This window comes from Pseudodesulfovibrio karagichevae, assembly GCF_041414475.1.
GTDB lineage: Bacteria > Desulfobacterota > Desulfovibrionia > Desulfovibrionales > Desulfovibrionaceae > Pseudodesulfovibrio > Pseudodesulfovibrio karagichevae.
Genome location: NZ_JBGLYH010000007.1, coordinates 68,418 through 95,005, shown reverse-complemented (window position 1 = coordinate 95,005; position 26,588 = coordinate 68,418). Strand labels below are relative to the sequence as shown.

Here is a 26,588-nt window from a genome sequence, read left to right as displayed (position 1 = left end):
CAATTTATGAGAATATTTCAAGTCATCAATGTCCGCTGGTTCAACGCGACGGCGTGGTACGCCATCACCCTGAGCAAACTCCTGACCGACGCGGGCCACGAGGTCCTGGTCCTGACCCAGGCCGGGACACAGGCCGAGGCCGTGGCCAGGGAGGCCGGGCTGAACATCGTGTCGGTGGACCTGAACACCACCAATCCCGTTCGCTTCGCCGCCGCCGCAAGGCATATCATACAACTGCTGCGGACGCATCGTCCGGATATCGTCAACTGCCACCGGGGGGAAGGCTTTTTCCTGTGGGGGCTGCTCAAGCTCCTCGGCTTCCACTACCGGCTGGTGCGCACCCGGGGCGACCAGCGCCCGCCGCGCTCGGACGCGGTCAACCGCTGGCTCCACGCGGGCGTGGCCGACGCGGTGGTCGTCACCAACCGGCGCATGGCCGACTATTTCCTGCACAGGATGCGCACGCCCGGCCACGGGCTGTGGCTCATCCACGGCGGCGTGGACACCACGAAGTTCCACTTCGACCAGGCCGGGCGCGAACGGGTCCGCGAGGAATTCGGCTTCGGCCCGGACGACCTGGTAGTCGGCCTGCTCGGCCGCTTCGATCGGGTCAAGGGGCACAAGGAGACCATCGAGGCCGTGGCCGCCCTGAAAAAGCGCGGCATGGACAACATCCGTCTCTTCCTCATCGGCTTCGACACGGCCATGACCAGCTCCCAGATCGAGGCCCACATCACGGACGCCGGGATCGAGGACATCACCCGCATCAGCGGCAGGCGCGACGACGTGGCCGCCTGCGTCAGCGCGCTGGACATCGGCGTGGTCGCCTCCCTGTGGTCCGAGGCCATCGCCCGCTCGGCCCTGGAGATCATGGCCGCCGACCGGCCGCTGGTATCCACCAACGTGGGCGTCATGCCCGACCTGGTGGACCCCGCCGTGCTGGTCGATCCCGAGGACGTGGACGGGCTGGCCAAGGCCATCGGCGCGGTGGCCGAAGATCCCGCCCTGCGCGAACAGGTGCTGGCCGCCCAGAAGCGGACCATGTCGCAGCTTACCCTGGACGAATTCCTCAAGCGGAGCCTGAATCTCTACCAGAGCCTCGTGGACGGCGACTGATCCCTTTTAGCCGCCGAACAGCTCCCTCGTCTTGGCGATCCTGTCGGCCACGGCCAGTACGGTCAGGGCGTAGCTCTCGGAGTGGTTGTAGCGGTAGATGACCTTGAGCTTCTGCTCGTCGGTCATGGAGTCCTTCCAGCCGTGCTCGGCCACGAAGTTGGCCATGGAGTACAGGGCGTCCCGTGTCTCGAAGAGGTCCACGCGCCCGTCGCCCGACCCGTCGCGGCCGAAGTGCTCGGCGCTGGTGGGCATGAACTGACACAAGCCGATGGCCCCGTACACGGAGCTGCGGATGGTCAGCGGGTCCTGTCCGTTGGCCCGGGCATAGCGGATGAGCGCCTTGAGCTCGTCGTAGGCCCAGTCGCCCTTCTCCCTGGTCCGCCTGACCAGCCAGTCCAGCGTCTCGCGGGGAACGTCCCGGCGCTCGATGCGGTCGCGGATGAGTTCGAAATCCCCGGCCAGGGCCATGGAGGCCAGGATGGTGAAGGCGTTGTAATCGCCCACGGTCATGCCCAGGCGCGATTCCAGGAGCATGAGCGCGGTCAGGACGTCGCCCGGCACGCCGAATTTCTCGTGGATCACGGTCAGATCCGCCCTGTGCTCTCGGTAGAAGGCGTAGGCCCCGGCGATGAGCAGCGGGTTGAGGTAGCGCTCCATGACCTGCGGCTCGGGCGGCGGCCCCGGCTCCCTGGCGGTCAGCCGGGTGTTGAGCAGGACGTTCATCTTGCGGGCCATGATCTCGGGCTGGAACTCGAGGTCCGGGCTGGAGAAGAGGTAGGCGACCTTGCGCCGCTCGAAGCCGTCGGCGGCCAGTCGGTCCACCAGCGGGTCCCACAGATTCCCGGACACGGGCGCCCCGGCCAGGGCGGTCAGGCCCAGACAACAAATGAAAACGGCGGCCAACGTTGTTTCGATGGCCGCGCGTTTCATGCGCCTTTTGGGCTTTGCGTCAAATTCGGTCCATGGGGACAAAACCCATTTCCTCCTCGAAGTCGTCGTCCATTCTGGATGAGAACTCCCTGAGATCATAGACCTTGCCGCAGGATGGACACTTCAGCGTGACCTCGCGGCATCCCCGGTAGGCGGTCAGGTCCTGACCGCACTGCTCGCACTCCATTCCCCTGGCTTGCCAGGTGCGTTTGCGACCGGAAAACACGATGCTACTTGACCGCCTTGAGGCCGAGATTCTTCTCGCCCATGGCCACGTAGAGCTTGGACACGGCGGTTCCGTAGTCGGCCAGAGCCTGCGACAGCTGGGCCTCGGCCATGCTCAGCCGCTCCTGGGCGTTGAGCACGTCGGTGTTGGTGCCCACCTGGGCCTGGTAGCGGGCCACGGCCATGCGGTAGGCCTCTTCGGCCGCGACCACGGACTTCTGGGCCACGGTGATGCGGTCGGCCGCTTCCTGCAGGTTCAGGATGGAGCTCTTGACCTCGAAGCCCGCGTTGAGCCGGGTGTTCTCCAGGTCGGCTTCCATCTGCTTGACGGTCTCTGCGTACTGCTTGGATTCGTAGTAGTCGGAGCCCCACTGGAAGATGTCCATGGAGGCGTCCACGCCGGCGGTCCAGTATTCGCCGGAGCGCTCGGACGTATAGCCGCTGCCGTTGACCGCGGCGTCGTCACCACGGGTGACGTAGTCCCAATGGCCGTTGACCGAGGGATAGAAGCTGCTCTCGGCCATGGTCACGTCCTTCTGGGCCATCTCCACGCTCTTCATGCCGATGATCAGGTCGGGCCTATGGTCGTAGGCCCGGGTCAGGCAGTCCTTCAGGGTCAGGCCGAAAGGGATATATTTCAGTTCGCCCACGTACTTGATCGGGGCTTCCAGGGGGATGTTCAACAGGGTGTTGAGCTGGGCCTCCTGGGTGGAGACGTTGTTGCGCGCCTTGAGAAGCTCCTGCTTGGACGTGGCCAGATCAACCTCGGCGTCCAGGACCTCGGCCTTGGGCCGCAGGCCGACTTCGTAGAAGGCGCTGGTCACCTTGAGCTGGGATTCCAGGCGGGCCACGGAGTCCTCGGCGCTCTTCACGTCCATGCGCGCCTTGAGCAGGGAGAGAAAGTTGGACTGGACGGACTCGATCAGGGTCAGTTCCACGTTGGTCAGCGAGGCCTCGGTGGATTCCCGGTTCAGCTTGGCCTTCTGCCAGTTGGCCAGGAGGTTGAAGCCCTGGAAGATCGGCTGGGTCAGGTTCAGGGAGGCGACCCAGTCGCTTTCCTTACCGCTGTATTGGTAATCACGATTGTAATGGGTGTATCCGTAGGTACCGCTCAGGGTCGGCCCGAACTTGCCGAGCGCGGACCGCTGGCCGTGCTGGGCGCCACGCAGCTGCGCACGGATGGCCTGCATGTTCGGGTTGTACTCGAGAGCCCGCTGCACGCACCGCTCCAGATCGAACGGGCCGGAGATATCCTCCTCGGTCGCACCCTTGTCCATGGCCGGGTCGGCATCCTGTGCGAAAGCGACTCCGGCCGACGTCAGAAGTGCCGAGAGGATCAATGCCAGAAACAAAAACCGTTTGCGGTTCATATTGGGATTCCTGCCTGAAATTTCACGTTAAGTTGAACTATCAACAATCATCAATCCAACTATTTAACGACTTTTCCTAGAGGTCGCAAGACAAAACGTCAACCGTCACGCAAAGCGGCGCAGTCCGACGGATCGCCCTGAAGCTTCTCCAGGGTGTGCCGAAAGGTCGGCAGCAGCGGCTCCAGACACTCGGCCACGGCCTTGGGGCTGCCGGGCATGTTGACGATGAGCGCATTGCCCAGCGTCCCGGCCACGGCCCGCGAGATGGCCCCGTGCGGGGTCTTGGCCAGGCTGGCCGCGGTCATGGCCCGCTCGTAGCCGGGCAGCCGTTTCTCGATGACGGCCAGGGTCGCTTCCGGGGAGACGTCCCTGGGGGCCACGCCCGTGCCGCCCGTGGTCAGGATGAGATCGAACCCCTGGTTCAGGGCCAGATCGGCAAGAAGCCCCTTGAGCTGGCCGGTCTCGTCCGGAATGACGAACCCCTGCACGTAGTTGAGTTCGAGGGCCTCGCCCACCAGCTTGCCCACCAGCGGGCCGGACTCGTCCACGCGCTCGCCCCGCGCCCCCTTGTCGCTCAGGGTGATCCAGGCCAGGGCGTAGCCGGTGCGCACGACCTCGAAGGGCGCGTCGCCGGGGGTCATGTCACCCAGGGCTTCGAGCAGGTACAGAGGGCGCGACGAGGCGGACGTCCCCTCGGGCAGCCAGGCCGCCGAGCGGACCAGGAATGCGCCGCCCTCCCCGGCCAGCCGGTCGCCCGCGCGCAGGCCGGGCCGGACCGTGTCCATGGTCGCGGTCGCCGGGGGCAGGTCGCCGCCGGAGCAGAGATACGTGAGGCCGCCCTTCTTCACCGGGGCCGCCAGGCTGAGACGCAGGCTTTTGCAGGACATGGTTCCTCCCTTGGTTATCAGGCCAGCAAGACCGACAGGATGCCCGCCACGAACACGCCGCCGAAGGTGCCGGGGCCGCCGATGGAGACCATCTGCGTGCCCACCCGGTTGCGGAAGCGCGGCACCAGGAGCGGGATGATGTTGCCGCCGAGCACGGCCCCCATGGTCCCGGCCACGTAGGCGGCCACGGGGCGAAACTCCTGGGGCACGAAGAAAAAGACGCACAGGAAGGTGATCACGGCGGGCAGGACCAGCGGGATGCGCATGCCGGTGAACGGGTCGGGCTTGGACATGGCGTAGCACCCGCCCGCGACCATGATCATGACGAAACCGATCCAGGGGTAGACCCCGCCCGTCTGAAAGACCATGTGCTGGCGGAGGACGAAGGTGATGCTCAGGAGCAGGGGCATGAGGAAGCCGCCCACGTTGATGGCGAAGACCTGCTTCTTGAGCTCGCTCTCGGCCTCCTCCTCAATGCGCACCGGGCGGCCGCCCTCGTCCATGCCGAAGCTCACGGTCCGGGGCCTGGTGACCACCACCAGGCGCTCGCTGGTGTGCACCGGAATGTTGATCATCCGGCCGAGCAGGATGGCGATGAGCATGAGCACGCCCTGGGCCGGGGTCAGCCCCAGCTTGGAGAAGGCGTCGGCCACCAGGGACACCGGCAGGAATATGAACAGGAAGAAGAGCGCCACCAGCAGGAGCAGCGCGGGGATCATGCCGCCGGAATATTGAAAATAGGGGTTCATTGGTCACACCTTTGGTAAGGACCCGCCCGGACCGGTTGCTTTTGCTTTTATCCCGGCCCTATAGTAAGGCAATGTCCATGAAGTTGGGGTGTATCCTAACTTGAAATCGAAGTAAATCAAAGCACTCAGAGGCATACATGAAAGGCGTCATCCTCGCGGGAGGTTCCGGCACCCGGCTCCATCCCCTGACCAGGGTGGTCAGCAAGCAACTGCTGCCCGTCTACGACAAGCCGATGATCTACTACCCGCTGTCCACATTGATGCTGGCGGACATCCGGGACATCCTGATCATCTCCACCCCGCACGACCTGCCGAACTTCAGAAAGTTGCTCGGCGACGGCTCCCAGCTCGGCCTGAGGCTGACCTACCGGGAACAGCCCCGGCCCGAGGGACTGGCCCAGGCCTTCATCATCGGCGAGGACTTCATTGGCAACGACAACGTCTGCCTGGTGCTCGGGGACAACATTTTCCACGGCCACGGCCTGGGCTCCATCCTGCAGTCGGCGGGCCGCCTGGAAAAGGGCGGCATGGTCTTCGCCTATCTCGTCAAGGACCCGGAACGCTACGGTGTGGTGGAGTTCGACCGGAATTTCAAGGCGCTGTCCATCGAGGAGAAACCGGCCAAACCCAAGTCCAAGTACGCGGTCACCGGCCTGTACTTCTACGACAACGACGTCATCGACATGGCCAAGTCCCTCAAGCCGTCGGCGCGCGGCGAGCTCGAGATCACGGACATCAACAAGCTCTACCTCGAGCGCGGCGACCTGGAGGTCCAGACCCTGGGCCGGGGGTACGCCTGGCTCGACATGGGCACCCACGAGTCCCTGCACGGGGCGGCCGGTTTCGTGCGTGCGGTCCAGGCCCGGCAGGGATACGTCATTTCCAGTCCCGAGGAGATCGCCTACCGCAGGAGGTTCATCGGCCGCGACCAGCTCATGTTCCTGGCTGCGGAGATGAGCAACAACGACTACGGCCAATACCTCCTGGAGGTGGCCAAGGAGGAACCCGGCATCTTCTAGTCCGGCGTTCGCAGACCCGAGAAACAACGAAGCCGCTTCCCCCGACATCGGGAAGCGGCTTCGCCATAAAGAAGAAAAACGCAGTCTTGGGACCGCGTTTTATGCTCTAGTGATGGTCGCTGTGCATGGCCTCGCGCACGCGGATGATACCGATGGTGAGAATCCAGGCCAGGTAGATGAAAATCAGGGACACGCCGACAAAGCCGGGGCCCGAGCTCTGAGCCATACCGTGAAGCAGTTCGCCAATCATGTTATTCCTCCTCGATCACCCTTTTTTAGCTTGAAAAGATGTATCTTATTGCCCCTCAAACCGGCTTGTTGTCAACCCCATTTCGCCATTTGCCCGATTCCTCCAAGGGGTCCGGGCGGCCTGCCGGGACCGGCCTTTGCCGGAATATTCCCCTGCGGCGGACCGCCCGCCTCTCTTGTCACGGGCCCGGCTTTGCCCTAGTATTGCCCTCAAGCGCGGCAAACCCTTCAACACACGGCAAGCAATGGGCATTCTGGACTCTCTCGGCAAGATCTTCTCCAGGTCCGGCAAGGACGGCTCCCCCGCCGTGGGCAAGGCGCCCGCAACGGCCGCCCGGCCCGGAAAGGACCCCGCCCCGGCCGCGAAGCCGTCCGGCTCGCAGGACCGGGACAAGGGATTCCACGCCGCTCCCGTGGACGAGGGGTCGCTCGGCTTCAGCATCACCATCAAGGACGGACGGATCACCAAACGCAAGGCGTTTCGGGTCACCGTGGACGGACTGGCCGTGTTCATCCCCCGGCTGGGCAAGACCTTCCCGGTGAGCGACATCAGCGCCTCGGGCCTGGGCTTCCGCTTCCTGAAGCCCCGGCTCAAGTGCGGCGTGAAGATCAGGATGGACCTGCTCATCAACGGCGGGCGAGAGATCGAGGGCGTGCCGTGCAAGGTCATGCGCCACGAGCAGGGCGTGGTCGGCTGCGCCTTCACGGAGCTGGACCGCAAGCAGGAAGACGCGATCAGCCGCATCGTCCTGGAGGGCGAAAAGCAGCTGGCCGCCCGCAGGAACGCCTCCAGGAAGGGAAAACCCCAGCCCTAATTTCCGTCCCGTTTACGCAATTCCTCTATATATGCGTCCAGGTCGTTGGGATCGCCCGGCTTGTGGTCCTCGGGATAGAGCAGCGCGGTCATGAAAAAGACCGAGCCCAGGCGCAGGGCCGTGCTCGCGCTCATGGAAAACTGCTCCAGCCGCCCGGCCACGCCGTCCGCCGCATCTTCAGGCAGCCGTTCCACAATGACCCAAGCGTTCTCGGCCAGCCCGGCCAGAAGCTTGGCCTTTTTCTCCAGGCAGGCCTGGAAGGCCTTCTGCCCCCCTTCGGCCAGGGCGATCTCCCCTTCGGCCTCGATGCGCTTCACGTCGGCGCTTATGTGTTCCAGATAGGTTATCAATTCCGACAAGGCGTTGCTGGACATGGATATCTCCTGTTTTTTTATCGGAGCATAGCCGCGAAACTGCTTGAGAACAAGGGCGTGCCGTACCGGAGAGCCCAGGTTCGGCCGGTAAATCCGCTTTACACGGAGGCCAAGAGGTTTTACCTCATTGGGTCCCGGAACACGAACATCCAAGGAGACTCGAATTGAGCTTACTCTCCGCCAGCCTCGGGCTGACACGATACCGCATCATCGAAGAGGTCCCCACGGAACTGCTTCAACAGGTGCCTGAAAAACTGAAGCAATTCTGCATGGTCGACATCGACGGCACGGCCGACGAGCGCTCTTTCGGCTGGACCAACATCGACGACATGCTGGACATGAACTGGGTCGTGTCCCCGCCGGAAAAGGCCGACTACTTCGCCTTCTCCCTGCGCCTGGACACCCGGCGTATCCCGCCCTCCGTGCTCAAGAAGCACAACACCATCGCGACCAACAAGGAACTCGAGCACAACAAGGAGCAGGGCAAGAATTTCGTGTCCCGCGACCGCAAGCGCGAGATCAAGGAGCAGGTCACCCTCCGGCTGCGCGCCCGTACCCTGCCCATCCCGGCGGTCTTCGACGTGATCTGGAACGCCTCGGCCAACCGGATTTACCTGGATACCACCAACGCCAAGGTCCGCGCACTGTTCGAAGATCACTTCACCTTGACCTTCGACCTCCACCTGGAGCCGCTGACCCCGTTCTTCATGGCCATGGACATCCTCGGCGAAGATGCCACGCCCAGGCTGGAAAACCTCGACCCGACCATCTTCGTCTAGGAGCACGCCATGGATCTTTCACTCGTAGAACGCGAAAACACCCTGCTCGGCCAGGATTTCCTGACCTGGCTGTGGTTCAAGACCGACCAGGACGCCGTGCTCTTCAAGCTCGAGGACAACCGGACCTTCACCCTGCACATGGAGCAGAAGCTGTCCGTCCAGGGCGGCGAGGGCGAAACCAAGGCCACGGCCTCGGTGTCCAGCCCGGCAGGCGAAATGTCCGAGGCCAAGACCGGCCTGCGCACCGGCAAGAAGGTCCACAAGGCCCAGCTGATGTTCGCCATGGACCAGGACGAATGGCTGGTCACGGTCAGCGCCACGGACTTCGGCCTGTCCGGCCTGAAGACTCCCAAGATCAGCACCAAGGACGACGAGGGCGACGACCCGGACGCCAAGTTCCTGGAAAAGATGTTCCTGCTGGAACGCTGTCTGGAGATGTTCGACGTGGTCTACACCCAGTTCCTCAACCTCCGCCTGAGCAAGGACTGGGCCGAGGAATCCGCCCGGGTGAAGCTCTGGATCAACGGCTAGCGGGATGTCCGGCCCGGTGCGCATAGCCTGCTTCGGCGACAGCCTGACCGAAGGATACGGCCTCACTCCGGACGAGGCCCTGCCCGCCGTGCTCGATCGCGGCCTGCTGGACCGGGAGATCGACGCGCGCTGCCTCAACTTCGGGGTGTCCGGCGACACGTCCGAGGACGGGCTGGAACGTCTGGATATGGTTCTCGACGCCAAGCCGGACCGCGTGATCCTGGCCTTCGGGGCCAACGACTGCTTCCTGGACGACCCGGTGGACGAGGTGGCGGCGCGGCTGTCCGCCCTGATCGAGGCCTTCCGCGACCGGGACATCCCGGTCCTGCTGGCGGGCGTCAATGCCGGGCTCAACCCGGACGGGACCTACCGGGCGCGTTTCGAAAAGATATTCCCGGACCTGGCCGGGAGGTACGGCCTGGCCCTGTTCCCGGACCTCCTCGCCCCGTACCAGGGCGACCCATCCCTGACCCTGCTGGACGGGCTCCACCCCAACGCGGCCGGGGTGGAGGCCATGGGCCGCGCCCTGCTCCCCCTGGTGGCGGACCTGGCGCGCGGGGTCACGCCATAGGCGGCGTTCCCTCTCCTTCTCCGTTCCTTTTATCGCCCCCCGCCTTCATCGTCCTCGCCTTCGAGGAACCTCTTCCTTATCCGATGGACCACGATGGCCACGGCCACACCGGCCACGGCCAGGGCGATGACCGCGCCCACCGGCACATGGCCGCGCACGCCCGAGGAGAGCAGATGCCCGCCCGAGGCCAGGAAAACGGTCTCGGGCAGCATGGACGCCCAGGTGAGCAGCGCGTACGGCAGGGAGCGGACCTCGGTGATGCCGAGCAGGTAGCTGGTCACCGGAAACGGCAGGACCGGAATGATCCGGCTCAGGGAGATGAGGTGCAGGGGATGGACGCGGCTCAGGGAGACCATGCGCCGGTACACGGGATGGTGGGCGAACCGGGCGCGCAGCCGCTCGCGCACGCCGTAGCGGGCCAGGAGAAAGGCCATGGTCGCCCCGATGGTCATGCCCGCCGAGGCGTAGGCCGCCCCGAGTTTCCAGCCGAAGAGCGCCCCGGCCGCCACGGTGAAGAGCACCTGGGGCACCAGGAACATGGACATCAGCGCGTTGACCGCGATGAAGACCAGCGGGGCGAGGTTGCCCTGATCGGCCACGAAGTCGGTGACGCGGGACATGTACCGCTCCCCCCAGTGCTCCATGGCGAGGGAGAGCAGGCCGAGCAGCCCGAGGACCACCGCGAGCCTGATGATCATCGGCCAGGACAGAGGCGATTTTTTCCCGTGTAGTTCCATGTGACGCGTCCTCCGGACGGGTACGGCCGGTCCGGGTCTTGTGCTCGGCCGAGGAATGCCCTAGCGTAACGCCGGGTCCCGGTCCCCCATCCTTTTACGGGGTTATCGGCGGAAAATGAAGGCGGAATTGAAGAGGGAAACCAAAGGACGACAATGCGCTACAAATTGCAGATGATGGATACGGATTTCGGGGTGGGCATGTTCGCCGCCCTGCCGGACGTGAACCTGAGCCACAACGAGATGATGGACCATCTCCGCGAGCACCCCTTCGACGACCACATGCACGAGTTCGTGCTCCAGGGGTTCAAGGAATTTCGCCCGCGCAAGCTGGAGAAGATGATCACGGAAGCCATGCGCGACCAGGGCCAGTCCGACCCGGTGGGCACCGTGATAATGTACGAGGCGTGCATCTGCCACCAGCGGCTGAACCGGCTCCTGCCCCTGTTCGACGGCATGGACCCCAGGGATTTCCTCGGCTACACCCCGGCCATCCACATCCGCTCCAGCCTGCTCGAAGACCAGCCCCTGCACCGCGAATGGACCCGCATCTTCGGCCGGAACATCTTCACCATGGCCCCCCTGCCCGCTCCGGCCGACGCGCCCGAACCGCTGTTCCGCGACGAGGAGCTGGCCGCGCCCGAGCCGGTCAGCGCCGCCGAGGTGCGCGCCGGACTGGACGGCGAACTGCCCCCGCCCCTGCCCCGCAGGCCCCTCAAGGAGACCATCGAGACCGCCCTGCCCGCCCTGGGCAAGGCCGACGCCTTCATGGGACCGCCCATGGAGCACAAGGCCTCCCTTTCGCCCTGCGCCCGGTTGCGGCACTGGTCGGTCAAGACGCGCACAGTCAACGGCAACCTGTCGAATTCCCTGTGGGGATTGCAGACCTGCTACGGGCGCGGGCTGACCATGGAGCGGGCCGAGGCCTCCTACGCCATGGAGCTGGCCGAACGATTTTCCTCCTATGCCAGCTTCGGCCCCAAGGGCGTGCTCGGCTACGCCCGCGACTATCCGCTGCCCCATGCCGCCTACGGCGAACTGGACGCCCCGGCGCTGAACCCGGCGGACATCCGCCTGGAGGTGCCCTACGCGGGCCAGAAGCTCCACTGGCTGGAGGGCCACGGCCCGGACGGCGAGCCGATTCTGGTCCCGGCCCAGTTCGTGTTCCTGTTCTGCAACCTGGACGAACCGTCCCTGTTCAGCGCGCTGGGCTCCACCGGCCTGGCCTCGGGCAACACCCTGTTCGAGGCCAAGGCGGCCGCCCTGACCGAGGTCATCGAGCGGGACTCGGACGCGACGCAGCTTTTCACCCCGGACAAATGTTTCCGGGTGGAGAGCGGTGATCCCGAAATAAGCGGGCTGCTCGAAAGATACCGCGAGGACGGCATCGACGTCTGGTTCATGGACATGACCACCGAGCTGGGCGTGCCGTGCTACAAGTCCGTGGTGCTCGGCAGGCACGGCGACGTGAACAAGGGCGGCGGCTGTTCCCTGAGCGGCCCCTCCGCCCTGGTCTCGGCCATGACCGAGACAGCCTACCCCTACCCCGGCCCAAAGAGCGGCCCGGCCCCTGAAGGGTTGCCCGTGCGCAGGCTCGAGGACCTGCCCGACCTGTCCACGGGCAGCGCCGAGGGCGACGTGATGGTGCTGGAAAAAACGCTTCTGGCCAACGGCTACAGCCCCGCCTACGTGGACCTGACCCGGCGGGACCTGAACATCCCGGTGGTCCGGGCCATGGTCCCCGGCCTGGAACTGATCTCCGACTTCGACCAGTATTCGCGGGTCAGCCCGAGGCTGTACCGGAACTACCTCAGAGCGTGCGCGTGACCTTGGCCTGACGGCGGCGCTTGCGCGGCCCCTTGGTGCCCACGGTCCGATAGACCACCTCCAGGACGCCCGCCCCGCCGAAGAGCGCGGCCAGGACCCAGGCCGTGGACGGATTGTCGCCGACGCTCTGCCAGACCATGGTGACGAAGGCGGCCGAGCAGGCCAGCACGCCCAGGGCGGACAGGGCCCGGCCCGCGCCCCAGCTCTCCTCGTCCCGGAAGTTGGCCGCGTTGACCACGGCGAACACGGACAGGAATCCCGCGCTGCCCAGGGTGGAGATTGCAGAGAGATCGGCCACGTTGGCCAGGATCAGGGCCAGCACGGTGGTGACCACCAGCCCTTCGGCGGGCGCGCCCCACATCTGCCGCTCCAGCTGGACGGGCAGCTCCCCTTCCTTGGCGATGGTGTAGCACAGCCTCGACGCGCCGTAGAGCGTGGCGTTGATGGCCGAGAAGGTGGACAGCAGCGCGGCCACGGCGATGAGCGTGAACCCGGTCTGTCCCAGGAACGGCTTGGCCGCCTCGGCCAGGGCGTAGTCGCGGGCGTCGACGATGCTGGCCAGCGACAGGTTGCCCACCACCACGATGGCGATGGCCACGTAGAGCAGGACCACGAATCCCACGGAAATGTAGAAGGCCAGCGGCAGGTTGCGGTCGGGCTTGCGGATGTCCGCCCCGGTGTTGGCGATGAGCTCGAACCCCTCGTAGGCCACGAAGATGATCATGCCCCCGGCCACCAGCGGAAGCATGGGCACCCAGGTGTCCGTGGCCAGCCGCGCGGGCTCCACGCCCTTGACGCCCACGGCCAGGAAAAACAGCAGGATAGTGATCTTGATGACCACCACATAGGTCTCGGCCTTGCCCACCACCTTGGCGCTGGCCAGGTTCAGCACGGCGGGCACGACGATGGCCACGGTGATGAGCCCGTGGAGCACGAGCCAGCCGCCGCCCTTTGGGAAGAAGACCGCGCCGTAGGAGCCGAAGGCGTGGGCGTAGAGGGCGAGCATGACCACGTAGGAGAACCACAGCAGCACGTTCAGCGCGCCCACGTGCATGGAGTTGCCGAAGACCCGGTCCAGGAAGACCACGGTGCCGCCCGGCCCGGCGTAGCGCACGGACAGCCGCGCATAGGACGCGGCCGTGATCAGGGCCACCACTCCGGCCACGGCAAAGGCCACGGGCGTGCCGCCCCTGGCCAGCTCCACGCTCAACCCCAGCACGGCGAAGATGCCGCCCCCGACCATGCCGCCCACCCCGATGGAGACGGCTCCCCAAAGACCCATTTTATTATCGTTCAATGCCTTGATCCGCCTTGTATTCGAATTGCGGCCGGAGCCCCGGCCCGTTTTGTCCGGACATCCCTCCCGCCAAAATCCGGCGGGTTCCCGACAGGATAGCCCAATCCACCGGAAGAATAAAGCGGAGCGCATTTTTGCACCACCCGCTCCACCGCCAACCGGCCAAAACCATTGACTCCCCGCCGGATTGCACGATACTGAGACACACCCCAAGCCCGGGTGGTGGAATTGGTAGACACCAGGGACTTAAAATCCCTTGGAGCTTGCTCCGTGCGGGTTCAAATCCCGCCCCGGGTACCAGTAATTACAAGGAGTTATGTGTAAACATAGCTCCTTTTCTTTTGTTCCACTTGAATTAATGTTCCATTTTTGTTCCACTAGAAGCCAGAGGAGCATCAAAAATGGCGAGCATAAACAAACGCGGCACCAAACAGTGGAATGTCCGGATCAGGCGTAAGGGCTACCCCCTCCAAACAGCCACCTTTGAAAAACGCGAAGACGCCGAGACCTGGGCTCGTGATGTCGAAAGCAAAATGGACAAGGGAGCTTTCCTCTGTACAAAGGAAGCCGAACGGACGAGCCTCCACGAGGCCCTTGATCGCTACATCGAGGAATATGCCCCTTCCCTTGCTGACCATCAGCGCGAGGTCAACCGGGCCAAGTTCCTTCAAAAGCGAAAAATCGCCCAAATGTCATTGGCCAAAGTTCGAGGGATGGACATTGCAGCCTTTATCAAGGAGCGCGAAGCCGAAGGAGTCGCCGGCAACACGATCAGACTCGACCTGGCTACCTTCTCTCGCCTCTTTGAGACAGCCCGCAAAGACTGGGGCATGGAATACCTGGACAACCCCGTCAAGAAGGCCAGGAAGCCCAAAGTGTCGAGAGGCCGAGAACGTCGGCTCCAGGACGGAGAAGAAGAGAAGCTTCTCAAGCATGCGCCGGAAGACTTCGGGCCTGTCATCAAGTTTGCCCTTGAAACGGCCATGAGGCGCGGCGAGATAGCCGCCCTTCGCTGGGAAAATGTTAAGCTCAAGGAAAGCACCGTATTCCTGCCCAAGACGAAGAATGGAGCGGCACGCACAGTGCCCCTCTCTCCGGCCGCGTTAAACGTGCTGAAGGAGCTCCCAAGAGACATAAAAGGATCGGTGTTCAGATTGGCGCCAGATGAAATCACTCAGGCTATGAAGAAAGCCCGAGCTGGCGCAAAGCTCAAGGACTTGCGGTTTCACGATCTCAGACACGAAGCGGTGTCCAGGCTCTTTGAAAAAACCAACTTAGACATCATGCAGATTCAGATGATCACCGGCCATAAGACGTTACAAATGTTGGCAAGATATACCCATTTGAGGGCGGTTGATTTGGTTAAGAGTTTAGCGGAGACTCCTTGATCAATTATAATCAATAACGCGTATTATTCCAGCTTGGGCCAACGCTTAAGCATTTCTTCCTCGACGGCACATAAATATGCATTTGCTTCCTCAGCATACTCATGAATAAGTTCTATGTAGTTTATTTCTGGGTGCTCAATTTCTGAAGTATTACTATCCCTACGTTCATACTGTAAATTGGTGTAGGCAATACTGCCTCTACCGAAAAAAGACCTGAAACGCTGGCCCTGATTCCCCGGATGACCAGCACACTGATTTCTTAATGCCCTAATTTCTTGCCACTTTGTGTCTCCGTCAGGCGCAATCTTTGAACCAATAATAATTTTATGTAGCGTTGAGATAGAATCTTGCTGGATTATGATGGCCTGCATGACTCCCCACATTTCAATATAAGCCAACAAAGGGTTTTCATTGAACCCTATTTCCATGTGGGCCTGCAAACCTTCAGTCGAATCTTGAAGGAGATACATTGATGTGTAATATCTAGCGTATTCATCAGAATGAGCACCATCAGAGAAATACTCCTGACATTCATCAGAGCCGTGAAAAAAGTCATAAATTCGAGATCTCGTTTCCCCAATTCTTTCCATTTAAGCCCTCCACGAATTAATTGATAAACCGATACCCCAATCACACATTCATAACAAGCCAACAAGTAGCAGGGTGATCCAGGTAAAGCGGGGGACCAGGGGGCGGCAGCCCCAAGATTGCTCTTTCGGCGCCCCCGACGAAGGAGGGCTGGAGACGGCCATAGTCAGAATGTCGGATGCAGTCGGGCGCGATTTACGATTTTCATTCACAGATAAACTTGCCACAGCGTTCTCATTAGAGCTCTTACATACGCATATACAACAACAAAATCAGCACACCACACAGGGAACACTCAGCCAACAGTTTTAAACGTTTTTTTAGCTTCTGCCTTTTGTAGTGACCAGCCCATTTGATGATAAGTTTTTCTGAATGGACAATACGACTGTAACGCATTGCCTGCTCGCAGCATTCGAGAACATTTGTATAATTTGAATTTATCTCATTTGCTGCTTCGAGGACGAGAAGCCTTAAAGCCATGAGAGTAGGTTTAATTCCACACCTTTTAAAGCTTTGACATGCTTGCAATTCTTCTTGGAAATTATACACTGTGAATACTGGTTCTGGACTTAGCCACAAGCGCATAATAAGAACAGCCATGACTATTCCAAATTGCACTTCATGGTCACTATAATATTCATATTTTATCGATAAAAATTTATGTGCGCATTCGTGTGCATAATTATACACAGCAATCTGACTATACTTCTCTCTTTTTAGAGAGAAATTAATATATGATTGAGAAAACTCATAAACAGCATCCATACCGGGATATCTAACGAGAGTTTTTTCCCGAGTGGCCTTTCGATGAATATATGAAGCAGTATTAACGTAAATATTCCGTCTATCCGAACTATATACAGGGCAAAGCCCTGAGTACCACAAGTACGGCTTGTCGAACTTAATAATGTGGATAGGATGAGGCGAGCTCCACGCCTTTGCAGCTGCATAAATGTCAACTTCTTGCTTTCGCAGAGCCCGCCTTCTCAAATAAGTTCTGACATCAAACATTATAAGTCATTCCGGTATGTTTGGTCCCAAAAACACCGGGCATCATGCACTCCTCGTAGATAATTATATAGAGACGTTTCTCGGACCCCAGAGTCAACTGAAACGCCCTCAAGCAGTGCATGCAAATCACTTAGGGAGCAAAACGGCCCTAGATAATCAGCCTTCACCGTAAACTCCATAATTTCTTGGTCTAACGGCATGACCATCACCAAGCCATCTTAGGACGAAAATTATTTTGATCTTCAAAATTTAGCTCATGGCCAATTTTCTGGAGATAATCCGCAGCAAGTTCAGCTTGCTCGGGATAGCCAATCTGATCGGACAATTTATCAGCCAGCTTTTTCATGTCTTCGGGGGCTACCAAAACACCCCTCTGCGCCATTTTATTCAGCTCTGCGTGAAGATCCGCCTTAATTCTTTCATTGTCTCCCAACGATGCATAGCCCTCATATTCTATCAATTTCTCAAGTTTTTCTGCGTAGGCAGAAAACGGAACTCTCGGTTCATCCTTCGGAGAGGGCTTGGATTGAATGTCTCCCTCCATCATAGTCTCCAACTCTTCTCGATTATCAATGTGAATCCCGAATTCATCAGCCGCCTGCAAAAACTTCTGAATGGTCCTGGGGTTTTTAGATGTCACGATAATATTTCCGTCCCCCCACCTTTCATTTGCGTAAATCAAAGATGCCGCAACTGCCTCATATGTATTTTGATTCACGTATATTGTATTTCCATTAGGTTGTTCATAAAACAGCACCTCTCCATGTGCACCAGAGAACAAAGCCCAACCGTCTTCCTCCTCTGCCATCTGGATGCCTTCAAAGAAATGAGGGACGCGCTTTTTAGCGGCCTCTAGGGCTTCCTCGCGGCTGCACCTTGATGTGTTTTCTTCCTCGTCGGGCTCTGCTGCGCAGATTGTAACCGTGGGCTTGTCCAGCTTCTTCATAGGCTCGGGCAAAATGATCCTTTGACGGATTTCTTGCCAGGGGATTCCAACCTCGTGCCCCTGGAAGTGTTCACCCTCAAAATCAAGCCTGAATCCCATAATTTTTTTAAGCTTTTCATTGTAGTGAAGCCGAGCTTCTATGCCCTGCTCTTTCAGGGCTGCTGCAAATTCCATCAATTCAACTCGTTCCTGTCTTAACAGGGCTGCATCAATTGACTCCTGAACCTTGTTTTTCAGAACTTCTCTATCCATGTCTTCCTCCTTTACTGAAAGAGATTTTGCCGCACCCAAGCTTGAGTATCCGGCGTCATTATTTGATATTTTTGGACAATCTTGTCCCAATTGGCGGCTTTTTCCTCCAACGGATCGTTCCGAAATTCGGACCAAACCCATGAACCCATCATCAAGATCACCCCTGTTATTAGGCTGCACAAGATCGCCTGTTTCAGCTGAGGAACTTGAAACTGTGACTGACTTGGAAGAGTCCTGACAATGGTCAGAGTCTCCCCCAGTCGGTGATTCGTCCTGGCGAGGCTCTGTAATATTTCGGTGAGACGATCTCCCCCAGTCTTCTCCTTGGCTTTCTCCTGGATCTCTCTGACTTTCCCCATTCATATTCTCCTCTATCTGCGATGCAACATGCTTAAATGAATATGATTTGCCGATGTCTGAAGCTTTGTAGCTGCATTCTTCACCTGTCACAGGCTCGACATAGTTGAGCCTGTAGCCAGCACCGCGCTTATTCTTCTTCAGGTCGATACCAACAAGCTCTAAAACTGCTGCCAGGTCATCCCAGGACTTAGCTCCTGCCTCCAAGGCACCATCAAGGCTCGCTGCAATGAAATATTTGGGCGGGACTTCAACACCTTTCCGTACCCACATCTCTGTTTCGCGTTTTGAGCACTTCACTGTCGACTTTGGTTGAAAACGCAAGCTCTGACGGTCCCTAGTGATAGTAAGGCCTAATTCTCGTTCAATTCTGTCCGTTGCGTCCTGAGCAAGACTGGCTTCATGCTGCCCATGCCATATCGAGCCATCTAGGCCGATTCGGCTAGCATAGACGTGCACATGGTCGTGAACTGCATCACCATGCCGAACAACCACGTATTGATGCTTTTGAGGATTTAAACCGGCAGTGTGCAAAAGTAGCTTTGCAGCTTGCCCCCATTGCTCCGGTGAAGGCCTCTCTGCTTCTGGTGCGGACAGGGAACAATGCCAAACAGGCCTGACGCAATCAGGCCGCAGGGAACGAGAGACAGCAAACTCGCTGGCCAACTCTCTTGGAGACTGTCCCTCAAGATTTCCACCAACGATCATGGCGTTTTTCTGCAAGGCCAGAGCGTAATTTAGAGCTCCCCGAAACCCGTCTCCGCGAACGACATTAGCTCTCATCGCCGCTCACCCCGATTAACTGGCGCCGAACATCAGAAACAGCCTGACGCAATTCAGAAAGCATGCCTCCATCCATTGACGGCGTTCCACCGGCCTTAGCTACTTCAACGAGGTACGTCAGTCCGCCGGCCACCTTGGCCAAGTGCGACCAAGCCTCGCGATTGATCTCCGGGATTATTCGTGGCGGTCGCTGCATAGCGGCCGTGCGCAACCATGCGCCACGAGAAAGGCCACCGCGGCGAGCGTCAACAGCTTGAAGCTCAAGGTCGGTCAATCGACAGTTGACCTGGTGCTTCCTGAGCTCAGAATCAGACTTTGGAATAGGTCCACGTCGTGCCATCTCAGCTCTCCGCAGGAGGGACCGTACGAGCATCATCGCCGACAGGTGATGATAGCGAAGTTACAGGTCCCTCCTCACCATTTTGAGCGAGAGCGGCAAGTCGCTGAGCACGGAACTTCTCCGCTACTCGGCGACCCTCTTTTTGACGCTCAGCCTCAGCGGCTTGTTGCTCTACTTCTCTTCGCTTTTGGTTTGCCTCAGCCTGCTTAACTCGCTGAATTGACGCTTCTCTCGCTCGCTCTATGCGGAGATCTTCCCGTTCTTTGGAACGGAGAGCATCCAGACACGATAGATCAAGCGTTCCCAGCAGGGCTCGCTTTTTTAACGTTTCGACTAAACCAGCCTTGTTCGTTTTGGTGTTGTACTTGGCATAGAGCCGGATGAAGTCTTCTTCATCCGCAGAGAGTACACGACCACAACCACCTTGTTCTTGCACAGAGGGAGGTGTTGTGGGTGGTGTTTTGGATGAAAGGGAAGAAGAAGAAGGAGAAAAAGTAGTTGTAGTTAAAGGGGGTGGATTTTGCTTGGTGCTTTGCTTAATCAAATATGGATTGCCACCACACTTCCCAGCGGCACTCCTCACCTCACTAAGAGCCTGATTTCTCAACATTCTCGCACAATATATGCAACCTTCATCATCCTGTTTTAAAACATTTGAATCGACTAATTCGCGAAGTATTTTTTGAAATTTTTTCGGCGTAATCCTAAATATTTTAGAACATTTTTTCGCGAAATTTTGATCAGAAAATGGATCTCGTTTTTCTCCTGCCACCCACAAAACGCCATACTCAGGCGAATCGTGAGTCACACATATGAACGCTATCATGATGGCCTGAGCTTGAAGAGAGCAGCCCTGCAGATCGAGGTCATTTAGCCAATCGCGGGGGTAGAATTGAAAAGCAGGACGAGAATTCATCTCTATCGCTTCCTAGGACGGCCAGGGCCTCGCCTGACTGGCATTTGGCCGGCATCAAGAGAGGCCAGGAATCCGTTCACATCAGAAAGCCTAAAACGAACAGAGCGACCTATCTTTACAGACGGAGGAAGCAAGTGTGGAGACTTCGAACAATATGTCCGTATGGTATGAACGGACACATTAAGAATTCTAGCAAGCTCAACAACGTTGATTAGTTTATCTTCAACTTTCATAAAACGACCCTGTCTTTATGAGTATATGTTGAGACAAATTATACGTTGTTATTCGCACTTGTCTAATTAGTCCAAAAAGTTAATAAAGGCATATTTTTCAAATTTTATACTGTTAAATTTTGAAAAAATGCATCATTATGCACAACAATAAGCGCAAAAAATTTCACATCTTCAAACTATATCTGTATATAGTTTGAAATTTGCTAACCAAAAGCATTTTATAAAAAAATATATCCAATAAATTCGAATAAATGAGTGGTGTGCTGTAATATTTTTTTAACCGCATATTTTGGTCAGATCAAAATACGCCCCTTCCCAAGAACACAACGAGGAAGTTGACGCTCAAATTGAAAACAAGCCGCAAGCAAGCTATATTCAAGATCGCATCATTCTCCGATCGACATTTTTCATAAAATTTGGCAAGATCCTCCTCAGATCATCAAGGAGGACACATGTTACCAGACGCCAACAAGCCAATTTTAATAGATCTTTTTAGCGGATGTGGAGGTTTTTCCCTTGGGGCTGAAATGGCAGGTTGGGACTCTATTTTTGCAATAGACATCGACCCAACTCTTCAATCTGCATATAAGCGCAACTTCCCACGAACAAAAGTAGTACAGGGTAACGTGGCTGAGTTAGACGCAACGGCTTGGAGTATGTTTATTGGGAATCAGCGCCCAGATTGCATTATTGGTGGCCCTCCATGCCAAGGTTTTAGTCGCATGGGGAAACGAAATATTTGCGATCCAAGAAACACTCTTCTAAGTCAATTCACCAAGCAGGTAGCCCTTCTCAGGCCTAAAACATTTGTAATGGAAAACGTTCAGGGTCTTCTAGATGAACAATATAGAGAAATACTGAACTGTGCCCTTGAAGTCATTCCCTCGGAATACACTGTTCTTGAGCCAACAATTGTGAATGCGCTAAATTTCGGCGCGGCAACAAACAGAAAACGAGTTGTGATTATTGGATATCTTTCAGAGTATACCGATCCGATATCACAAAACACCATACTCCCACATACCCCTCAAAAATTAACATCTGTCAAAGATGCAATTTCAGATCTTCCATCACCAGTTCAAGAAAACAAATCAAATGGCATCGAAGGCTTTACATGGGCGCCCTACGATTCAAAAAGACACCAACTTCCAGAATATGCAAAAGCTATGAGGGCCTCTCCAGCCACTAGCATAGGCTGGAAGCAAGCGGTTGAAATGCAACAAGCAGGATACGTTTCAGGATCCCACTCAACAAGGCATACTACAAAAGTAGCAAATAGATATGCCGCCACTCCTCCTGGGCAGGCAGACTCGATAAGCAAATCATATAGGCTAACCTGGGATGGTCAATGCCCCACCTTACGAGCAGGAACAGGCTCCGACAGAGGAGCCTTTCAAGCTGTCCGCCCCCTTCATCCGGCTGAAGGCCGAGTCATCACGGTACGAGAAGCAGCTCGGCTCCAAGGATTCCCAGATTGGTTTACCTTCCATCGAACCAAATGGCACAGCTTTCGAATGATAGGCAACAGTGTTTCTCCTTTGGTCTCGCTGGGAATAATGTCTGCGATAAAGAATAAGACATTCAAATCACTTGCCGCTTAAATAATATTAATCTACCATATTCAAAATACTAAATATTCCATACCGCGTCAGGAGACATTCCAATGAAGAGCGAAGGACAGGAATTCAAGGTAGACACAAGCCCAACAAAACGAATCGTCGGAGAACTCACCAAAGACGCTACAGTAGAAGCATGCTTATTCGATTTAATTGACAACTCAATTGATGCAGCAAGGAATACACTCCTCAAAAAAGCTTCAAACGTCATCGACGGTGATACACTTCCAGATGCTAGCAATGCAGATCATACCCTTCCAGAATCATATGAAGGCTTCCAAATTGATTTGACCTTAAATGGAGAACGCTTTGCTCTTTCTGATAATTGTGGGGGGATAAAGAGCGAAGACCTATCAAATATGGTTCTTAGATTTGGCAAACAATCTACCCACAAATTAGGCATCGGAACATTTGGAGTTGGCTTGAATCGTGCCCTTTTCAAACTGGGAAAAGTCACAAAGTTAAGCACTGACACAGGTGAAGAGCGCTCTGAGCTTGTACTTGATACTGAAGCCTACTTAAAGTCTGATGAGTGGAAACTGCCAGCAGCTTCTTTTTCAAGCCTAGGAAAAATTGGTACAACTATTGAAGTCAGCCAATTAGCTGAAGACATATCTCTTCAATTCGCCAACCGTTCAGAACAAACAAAATTAGTTGAAGAGATTGGAAGAAGATACGGTAACTTTATTGACAAAGGTCTAATAATTAAATTCAACAATGATCACGTAAAGAGTCACACTATCCATATTCGAAAGAATGGTCTTTTTAAAGGAGACTATCTCTTCTTCAAAACGGATGATGGGATAGCTGTTCATATTGAATTTGGTCAGCATGAAGATCATAGGTTCACCATAGAGGAAGGCTACAACCTCGAAACAAATAAAAGGTTAACCAATGAATACGGCTGGTCAATATTGTGCAACGACCGAGCCGTAGTCTTATCTGATCAAACAAGAAAAACGGGATGGGATAATAAATTCCACACTGAATTTTATGGCTTTGTTGGAATCGTTCGATTTGTGTGCCCTGACGCATCCAAACTCCCATGGACTACGACAAAAACCGATGTAGACCTAAACAACAAATCATATCAGAAAGCTCTTGTAGAAATGCAAGAATTCGCGAGTAAATGGAGAAAGATATCTCGCGATGTAAAAAAGATAAGAAAAGACCCAAACTCTCCTATAAGTCCAATTACAATCAGCACTGAAGAGAAGAGTAAAAATAAAACAAATGTTAATAATAAAAACAAAAGTAAAGGAAAAAAGAAAAATACAGGGACAAAAACAAATAAATCACCAACAACCAGGGTCGCCCAAAATCAATTTTGGGAGATACTTCCACCGGATGTTGATGAAATTCTTTGTTCCGACAAACAGCGCACTCTAGTTCATGAGGCTAAATCATTAAACATCTCAGATTGTACATACAGTGGTCTGGCGTTGATCAGAATACTCTTTGAAACAAGCGTGGTTCACTACTTCATTAGACACAAAAAAATTGATCAACTCAAACAATTTGCGATAGACGAGCGAGAAGCAAATGGGACCACGTTATCCAGTGATTTTAAGAAAAAAATGGTCCCTAAACTTGATGAGATGCTCCTCTTTATGACCAAAAACCGCGAGTCATGGGCTCCCGATCATTCAAACTATCTCACTAACAGTTTGAACCTGACCACTGGTCACAAAGGGATACTAAACGGAGTGGTGCACGATCCATTTCAAACGGTCGGGCTTATGAGGGCGATGCAGATTCGTGATGAGATTATGCCTATCCTTCGCCACCTAATAGAGACATAGCCCCTGTTTTTGTTGTTCCATTTTTGTTCCAATCAGAGTCTCTCTCCAAACAAAGGGTTACACACTGATCTAATAAGAAACAACACAAACTCAGGCAATTGCGCTAAAACACTTATTATTCAAAAGGGTTAGAATGCGACTTAAAATCCCTTGGAGCTTGCTCCGTGCGGGTTCAAATCCCGCCCCGGGTACCAAAAAACCGGCTCGCAGCCTTATGGCGCGAGCCGGTTTTGCTTTCCCTGTCAGGAAACTCCCTATAGCTGGACCGTGTTCAACACCACGGACATGGCCTTGAACCAGAACTCGACCGGGTCGCCGGGTTTGAGGGCCAGGTCCTGGGCGCTTTGGGCGGAGATGAGGGCGCAGACGTCGGTGCCGTCCGGGAGGCGGCCCAGGACTTCGGCCAGGACCGGGGTTTCGGTGACCCGGAGGATTTCGGCCTCGAGCCGGTTGCGGGCGCTGCCGGAGACGTGCTCGACCCGGCGCAGGACGTTGACCAGCGGGGCCTTGACCGTGGCCACCACCGGGCTGCCGACCTGGATCTTGAGGTTGCGCAGGGAGTCCATGGTGATGACCGAACTGATCTTGATGTTCGAGCGGGTCTCGAGAACCACCTGGGCCATGACCGGGTCCGTGTCCACACGGATGACGTGGCCGAGGAAGGAGTTGCGGGCCGAGGTGCGCTTGCGCATGGCCTCGTGGGCCGTGCGCACGATGGACTGCACGTCGCCCGGCGAAAACTGCTGGAAGTTGGCGGTCAGGTCCAGGGACGACTGGCCCAGGACCTCCTTGACGATGGTGATGGGCACGCCGCTCCTCAGCATCTCCACGGCCCGGGTGTTGCGCAGGGACTTGGGACAGACCAGGTCCTTGGCCAGGCCGCACTCCTCGCCGCGCTCGTAGCAGATGCGCCGGAAATAGCCGGGGTCCACGCGGAAGAGCTCCCCGCGCAGGCCGTAGCCCATGGGGCTCTCCTGGAAGGCGGTCAGCTCGGCATAGAACTCCTCGGGCAGCGGGACCTCGCGGGGTCGGTCCTCCCGGCCCAGGCGAACGAACGGCCCGTTCGCGTCGAATGCCTCGGTATCGTCCAGGGAGAGGATTTCACCCAGCCGCGCCCCGGTATGGCGGACGAGCAGAAAGAGCAGCCACAGCCTGGTCCGGGCCCGGATGCTGTCCATGCGCCTGGCCGAATCCTTCCACGCGCGGAAGGACTCTTCGAACGCGCACATCTGCGACGGCTCAAGATAGCTCACCTGATCCGAGACGCTGAAAAAATCGCGGGGACAGACCTTGTCCGAACGCTTTATCTCTTGCATGAACGGCCCACCTGCCGGGTTATCACGTTTTTATCCATTCGCGTGACTTGGTTGCGACATAACAGCACAGAACATAGGGGATTATGTGACGGGACACAACCCGTTCGAAAAGCGTACACCCAGCCGCGCCCCGGCACGGAGAAACAAGGAGCCCCCCATGCGTTTCATGCGAATCTGCACCCTCATGCTCAGCCTCATCCTCGCCCTTCCGGTTAGCGCCTGGGCCGAGGGCAACGTCGTCCTGGCAGCCGGTGCCGGGTACAAGAAAATGGTCAACGCCCTGAACTCGGCCTATGAAAAGAAAACCGGCCATACCCTGGACCTCATCTATGGCAACATGGGCCGCGTGACCACCCTGGCCAAGGAAAGCGGCAAGGTGGACATCGTTCTGGGTGACCAGCAGTTCCTGCTCAAGCGCGCGGCCCTGCCCGTGACCGAGAAGACCGAACTCGGCCGGGGCAAGCTGGTCCTGGCCTTCGCCAAGGGGGCCAAGTTCTCCAAGGTGTCCGACCTGGACAACCCCGAGGCCGGACGCATCGCCATGCCCGACACGAGCAAGGCCATCTACGGCAAGGCAGCCCGCGAATACCTGACCAAGACCGGCAGGCTGCCGGGCATCAAGACCCGCCTGGTGGAAGTGGCCACCGTGCCCCAAGTTTTCTCCTACCTGGCCACCAACGAGGTGGACATGGGCTTCATCAACCTGACCCACGCCCTGAACGTCACGGACAAGCTGGGCGGCTACGTGGTCCTGGACGAAAAGGACTACTCGCCCATAAGCATTATCGCGGCGATACTCGAAACTTCCCCGAGCAAGGACAAGGCGAAGGCGTTCCTCGACTTCGTCAAGACGGACGAGGCCCAGGCCATCGTCAGGGCGAACGGCCTCTAGCACATGGACTTCGTCGGCATCCTGTCCCAGCCGGAGACCATCAACCCTCTCCGGCTCACCATGAAGGCGCTGGCCTTTTCCGGCGTGCTGCACCTGGTCGGCGGCGTGCTCATCGCCTACTACCTGACCTCGGGCAAGGGCGTGCTGCGCTCGGCCGTGGACTTCCTGGTGACCCTGCCACTGGTCTTTCCGCCCATCGCCACCGGATTCATCCTGCTCATGCTTCTGGGCAGGACCGGGTGGCTCGGGCGGTTTGCGCCCCTGGACATCGTCTTCAACTTCCCCGGCGTGGTCCTGGCCTCCTTCGTGTCCGGGCTGCCGCTCATGGTCAAGCCGGTGGAGGCGGCGCTCAAGGGCGACGTCCGGCGGCTGGGCGAGATCGCCCAGGTCCTGGGAAAGAGCGACTGGCAGACCTTCTGGCTGGTGCTCCTGCCCAACATCCGGCGCAACGTGACCGCAGGCTGGTTCCTGGCGCTGGGCCGCTCCCTGGGCGAGGTCGGGGTGACGCTCATGCTCGGCGGCAACATCATCGGCAAGACCAACACCCTGTCTCTGGAAATCTACAACGCGGTCTTCAGCGGCGAATTCGACCGGGCCATGGTCCTGGCGGTGGTCATCGGCCTGTTCTCGCTGATCATCTTCGCCGCACTGAAGAAACTGTCAGCCGTCTAGGAG

Annotated in this window: 27 protein-coding genes and 1 tRNA gene; 13 read left to right on the top strand and 15 right to left on the bottom strand. The window is 57.4% G+C overall.

The window, feature by feature from the left end; translation table 11 throughout:
* Positions 1 to 6 precede the first annotated feature (6 nt).
* On the top strand, positions 7 to 1,116 hold the full coding sequence (locus AB6M95_RS04530; protein WP_371385546.1) for a glycosyltransferase family 4 protein: 1,110 nt from the start codon (positions 7 to 9) through the stop codon (positions 1,114 to 1,116).
* A gap of 6 nt (positions 1,117 to 1,122) precedes the next feature.
* Here the strand turns inward: AB6M95_RS04530 and AB6M95_RS04525 are convergent, their stop codons facing one another.
* The 5 genes from AB6M95_RS04525 to AB6M95_RS04505 form a co-directional block, all read right to left on the bottom strand.
* Complete coding sequence (locus AB6M95_RS04525; protein WP_371385545.1) at positions 1,123 to 2,046, bottom strand: lytic murein transglycosylase; 924 nt, start codon at positions 2,044 to 2,046, stop codon at positions 1,123 to 1,125.
* A 19-nt stretch (positions 2,047 to 2,065) separates the two neighbouring features.
* The gene (locus AB6M95_RS04520; RefSeq protein ID WP_371385544.1) at positions 2,066 to 2,272 is read right to left on the bottom strand and encodes a dual CXXC motif small (seleno)protein; all 207 of its coding nucleotides are present in this window, start codon (positions 2,270 to 2,272) and stop codon (positions 2,066 to 2,068) included.
* A gap of 4 nt (positions 2,273 to 2,276) precedes the next feature.
* Positions 2,277 to 3,548 carry a TolC family protein gene (locus AB6M95_RS04515; protein ID WP_371385543.1) on the bottom strand — a complete coding sequence of 424 codons (1,272 nt, stop codon included), beginning with the start codon at positions 3,546 to 3,548 and terminating at the stop codon, positions 2,277 to 2,279.
* A 191-nt stretch (positions 3,549 to 3,739) separates the two neighbouring features.
* The gene (locus tag AB6M95_RS04510) at positions 3,740 to 4,528 is read right to left on the bottom strand and encodes a MogA/MoaB family molybdenum cofactor biosynthesis protein (protein ID WP_371385542.1); all 789 of its coding nucleotides are present in this window, start codon (positions 4,526 to 4,528) and stop codon (positions 3,740 to 3,742) included.
* 17 nt (positions 4,529 to 4,545) lie between these two features.
* Positions 4,546 to 5,277 carry a DUF1614 domain-containing protein gene (locus tag AB6M95_RS04505; RefSeq protein WP_371385541.1) on the bottom strand — a complete coding sequence of 244 codons (732 nt, stop codon included), beginning with the start codon at positions 5,275 to 5,277 and terminating at the stop codon, positions 4,546 to 4,548.
* A 137-nt stretch (positions 5,278 to 5,414) separates the two neighbouring features.
* Here AB6M95_RS04505 and rfbA point away from each other — a divergent pair, with 137 nt between their 5' ends.
* Positions 5,415 to 6,296, top strand: coding sequence for a glucose-1-phosphate thymidylyltransferase RfbA (gene rfbA, locus AB6M95_RS04500; protein ID WP_371385540.1), 882 nt, complete (start codon positions 5,415 to 5,417; stop codon positions 6,294 to 6,296).
* A 106-nt stretch (positions 6,297 to 6,402) separates the two neighbouring features.
* On the opposite strand, the gene AB6M95_RS04495 is transcribed toward rfbA, so the two are convergent.
* Positions 6,403 to 6,546 carry a hypothetical protein gene (locus tag AB6M95_RS04495; protein WP_207259676.1) on the bottom strand — a complete coding sequence of 48 codons (144 nt, stop codon included), beginning with the start codon at positions 6,544 to 6,546 and terminating at the stop codon, positions 6,403 to 6,405.
* Positions 6,547 to 6,790: 244 nt separating this feature from the next.
* Between AB6M95_RS04495 and AB6M95_RS04490 the strand changes: the two genes are divergently transcribed.
* A complete protein-coding gene (locus tag AB6M95_RS04490; RefSeq protein ID WP_371385539.1) occupies positions 6,791 to 7,360 on the top strand; it encodes a PilZ domain-containing protein in 570 nt (189 codons plus the stop codon).
* Here the strand turns inward: AB6M95_RS04490 and AB6M95_RS04485 are convergent.
* Complete coding sequence (locus AB6M95_RS04485; protein ID WP_371385538.1) at positions 7,357 to 7,734, bottom strand: hypothetical protein; 378 nt, start codon at positions 7,732 to 7,734, stop codon at positions 7,357 to 7,359. The two genes, AB6M95_RS04490 and AB6M95_RS04485, sit on opposite strands and share 4 nt — an antisense overlap.
* A 164-nt stretch (positions 7,735 to 7,898) precedes the next feature.
* On the opposite strand from AB6M95_RS04485, the gene rdgC reads away from it, so the two are divergent.
* Genes rdgC through AB6M95_RS04470 form a run of 3 tightly spaced genes read left to right on the top strand, consistent with a single transcriptional unit; the run spans position 7,899 to position 9,615 of the window.
* The gene (gene rdgC / locus AB6M95_RS04480) at positions 7,899 to 8,513 is read left to right on the top strand and encodes a recombination-associated protein RdgC (RefSeq protein ID WP_371385537.1); all 615 of its coding nucleotides are present in this window, start codon (positions 7,899 to 7,901) and stop codon (positions 8,511 to 8,513) included.
* A 9-nt stretch (positions 8,514 to 8,522) separates the two neighbouring features.
* Complete coding sequence (locus AB6M95_RS04475; RefSeq protein ID WP_371385536.1) at positions 8,523 to 9,044, top strand: hypothetical protein; 522 nt, start codon at positions 8,523 to 8,525, stop codon at positions 9,042 to 9,044.
* A 16-nt stretch (positions 9,045 to 9,060) separates the two neighbouring features.
* Entirely contained in the window at positions 9,061 to 9,615 is a 555-nt protein-coding gene (locus tag AB6M95_RS04470; RefSeq protein WP_371385535.1) for a GDSL-type esterase/lipase family protein, read from the top strand.
* Positions 9,616 to 9,644: 29 nt separating this feature from the next.
* Here AB6M95_RS04470 and AB6M95_RS04465 read toward each other — a convergent pair whose 3' ends face one another.
* On the bottom strand, positions 9,645 to 10,352 hold the full coding sequence (locus tag AB6M95_RS04465; protein WP_371385534.1) for a TVP38/TMEM64 family protein: 708 nt from the start codon (positions 10,350 to 10,352) through the stop codon (positions 9,645 to 9,647).
* Between the two features lie 153 nt (positions 10,353 to 10,505).
* On the opposite strand from AB6M95_RS04465, the gene AB6M95_RS04460 reads away from it, so the two are divergent.
* On the top strand, positions 10,506 to 12,176 hold the full coding sequence (locus AB6M95_RS04460) for a YcaO-like family protein (RefSeq protein WP_371385533.1): 1,671 nt from the start codon (positions 10,506 to 10,508) through the stop codon (positions 12,174 to 12,176).
* Here the strand turns inward: AB6M95_RS04460 and AB6M95_RS04455 are convergent.
* Positions 12,160 to 13,458 (bottom strand): APC family permease, encoded by a 1,299-nt coding sequence (locus AB6M95_RS04455; RefSeq protein WP_371385532.1) that lies wholly within the window; start codon positions 13,456 to 13,458, stop codon positions 12,160 to 12,162. The two genes, AB6M95_RS04460 and AB6M95_RS04455, sit on opposite strands and share 17 nt — an antisense overlap.
* A 228-nt stretch (positions 13,459 to 13,686) precedes the next feature.
* On the opposite strand from AB6M95_RS04455, the gene AB6M95_RS04450 reads away from it, so the two are divergent.
* Both AB6M95_RS04450 and AB6M95_RS04445 read left to right on the top strand, forming a co-directional pair.
* Positions 13,687 to 13,773: transfer RNA gene (locus AB6M95_RS04450), tRNA-Leu, on the top strand.
* A gap of 101 nt (positions 13,774 to 13,874) precedes the next feature.
* The gene (locus AB6M95_RS04445) at positions 13,875 to 14,861 is read left to right on the top strand and encodes a tyrosine-type recombinase/integrase (RefSeq protein WP_371385531.1); all 987 of its coding nucleotides are present in this window, start codon (positions 13,875 to 13,877) and stop codon (positions 14,859 to 14,861) included.
* Positions 14,862 to 14,884: 23 nt separating this feature from the next.
* Here AB6M95_RS04445 and AB6M95_RS04440 read toward each other — a convergent pair whose 3' ends face one another.
* The 5 genes from AB6M95_RS04440 to AB6M95_RS04420 all read right to left on the bottom strand — a co-directional run bounded on the left by AB6M95_RS04440 (position 14,885) and on the right by AB6M95_RS04420 (position 20,287).
* Complete coding sequence (locus AB6M95_RS04440) at positions 14,885 to 15,451, bottom strand: hypothetical protein (protein WP_371385530.1); 567 nt, start codon at positions 15,449 to 15,451, stop codon at positions 14,885 to 14,887.
* A gap of 244 nt (positions 15,452 to 15,695) precedes the next feature.
* On the bottom strand, positions 15,696 to 16,460 hold the full coding sequence (locus tag AB6M95_RS04435; protein WP_371385529.1) for a hypothetical protein: 765 nt from the start codon (positions 16,458 to 16,460) through the stop codon (positions 15,696 to 15,698).
* Positions 16,461 to 16,665: 205 nt separating this feature from the next.
* On the bottom strand, positions 16,666 to 18,798 hold the full coding sequence (locus tag AB6M95_RS04430; RefSeq protein WP_371385528.1) for a relaxase/mobilization nuclease domain-containing protein: 2,133 nt from the start codon (positions 18,796 to 18,798) through the stop codon (positions 16,666 to 16,668).
* Positions 18,799 to 19,139: 341 nt separating this feature from the next.
* On the bottom strand, positions 19,140 to 20,054 hold the full coding sequence (locus AB6M95_RS04425; protein WP_371385527.1) for a hypothetical protein: 915 nt from the start codon (positions 20,052 to 20,054) through the stop codon (positions 19,140 to 19,142).
* A 2-nt stretch (positions 20,055 to 20,056) separates the two neighbouring features.
* Positions 20,057 to 20,287 carry a helix-turn-helix transcriptional regulator gene (locus tag AB6M95_RS04420; protein WP_371385526.1) on the bottom strand — a complete coding sequence of 77 codons (231 nt, stop codon included), beginning with the start codon at positions 20,285 to 20,287 and terminating at the stop codon, positions 20,057 to 20,059.
* 452 nt (positions 20,288 to 20,739) lie between these two features.
* On the opposite strand from AB6M95_RS04420, the gene AB6M95_RS04415 reads away from it, so the two are divergent.
* Both AB6M95_RS04415 and AB6M95_RS04410 read left to right on the top strand, forming a co-directional pair.
* Positions 20,740 to 21,888: a DNA cytosine methyltransferase gene (locus AB6M95_RS04415; RefSeq protein ID WP_371385525.1), complete on the top strand. Its 1,149-nt coding sequence runs from the start codon at positions 20,740 to 20,742 to the stop codon at positions 21,886 to 21,888.
* Between the two features lie 62 nt (positions 21,889 to 21,950).
* Entirely contained in the window at positions 21,951 to 23,705 is a 1,755-nt protein-coding gene (locus AB6M95_RS04410; RefSeq protein WP_371385524.1) for an ATP-binding protein, read from the top strand.
* A 254-nt stretch (positions 23,706 to 23,959) separates the two neighbouring features.
* Here AB6M95_RS04410 and AB6M95_RS04405 read toward each other — a convergent pair whose 3' ends face one another.
* Complete coding sequence (locus AB6M95_RS04405; RefSeq protein ID WP_371385523.1) at positions 23,960 to 25,021, bottom strand: TOBE domain-containing protein; 1,062 nt, start codon at positions 25,019 to 25,021, stop codon at positions 23,960 to 23,962.
* Positions 25,022 to 25,178: 157 nt separating this feature from the next.
* Here AB6M95_RS04405 and modA point away from each other — a divergent pair, with 157 nt between their 5' ends.
* Together modA and AB6M95_RS04395 are read left to right on the top strand one after the other, a co-directional pair.
* Complete coding sequence (gene modA / locus AB6M95_RS04400) at positions 25,179 to 25,913, top strand: molybdate ABC transporter substrate-binding protein (RefSeq protein WP_371385522.1); 735 nt, start codon at positions 25,179 to 25,181, stop codon at positions 25,911 to 25,913.
* 3 nt (positions 25,914 to 25,916) lie between these two features.
* Complete coding sequence (locus tag AB6M95_RS04395; protein WP_371385521.1) at positions 25,917 to 26,585, top strand: molybdate ABC transporter permease subunit; 669 nt, start codon at positions 25,917 to 25,919, stop codon at positions 26,583 to 26,585.
* Positions 26,586 to 26,588: the final 3 nt, after the last annotated feature.